Source organism: Oleiphilus sp. HI0067, assembly GCF_001635735.1.
In genome coordinates this window covers 1-954 of record NZ_LWFI01001451.1, presented here as the reverse complement: position 1 = coordinate 954, position 954 = coordinate 1, and the positions used below count along the sequence as shown (strand labels likewise).

At 49.3% G+C, this 954-nt stretch carries 2 protein-coding genes; both read right to left on the bottom strand.

The annotated features are described in order from the left end of the window. Positions 1-724 (bottom strand): FAD-dependent oxidoreductase (locus tag A3739_RS23630; protein ID WP_156502795.1); only part of this gene is annotated, 724 nt, incomplete at its 3' end. After that, positions 714-954, bottom strand: a 241-nt coding sequence (locus A3739_RS30315; protein ID WP_197472525.1) for a hypothetical protein, incomplete at its 5' end; no start/stop codon positions are given. The genes A3739_RS23630 and A3739_RS30315, both read right to left, overlap by 11 nt.

Sequence of the window (954 nt, the reverse complement as noted above, 5' to 3'; positions counted from 1 at the left end):
CTGGCGCTAAGCCATATTTCGTCATCCATATCTCTATTTTGGTCTGAAGTATCTCCGGGTCAACTATATGCTGTGTAAAGCGGGTCGGCTCAACGAGCACTCTATCTGGGGCCAGCGCGAGCCAATAAATAAATTCGGTACCGCCCTCATCGCTAACTAGCTCTGTCATTAACCCAGCCCGACGCCAGTCAGGTAAGGGTTCGTGAAGTAGCCACTCTTCGCCGTAAAATACTTGATAGTAATCCGCCGACTGGTAGCGTGCATTGCACTCAATTAACTGCTTAGCAAAAAATATCTTGCCACCAGTCGTGGTTACTTTGAATTTGGCAGGAGGGTCATCAATGGCTTCAATTGTTTGCACAGTCTGCCCAAGCTCGACGGTATAGCCGCCAAGATCAATCAGCGAGCAGGCATCTTGATAAAAAGTGTCTGCAGGCAATGAACAGTAATCATACGCGTGGAAGTCGCACTGTTGCCTATGGCCGCCTCTCAGCGATATTTCACAACTATCCCAATAATGTTCGGCTAATTGGTGCCAGCGACTCTCTTTTTTTGCCCAATAAGACCAGGTCTTATCGTTGCTGAAGGCGGTTCGTTGATCCAGTAACACCACCTTGCCCCGATAGCCGCGTAATGCCAACTCCCTTGCTAGCGATAAACCACTGCACCCTGCCCCAACAATCAGTAGGTCTTGCGTTTCTTGGAGCAGCGTTTTAGTAGGCATAACTGTTTAGCTGGAATAAGGGATAGTTGGGTTTGGTCGGCTCTGGTATATTTTGCAGTAATCGCTCTTCGCGGCCGCTCAACATGACCAATGTGAGCCACAGTTTTCTCGTGAGCGAACTGTGCGCACGGTAGCTGAGATTGTTATAGCGATGACGTTGCAGATCGCGACCAATATCTCGGTATACATGTGCAGCTAGCTGAATGGCGAAACCGGCGCGTGGAGGTAAA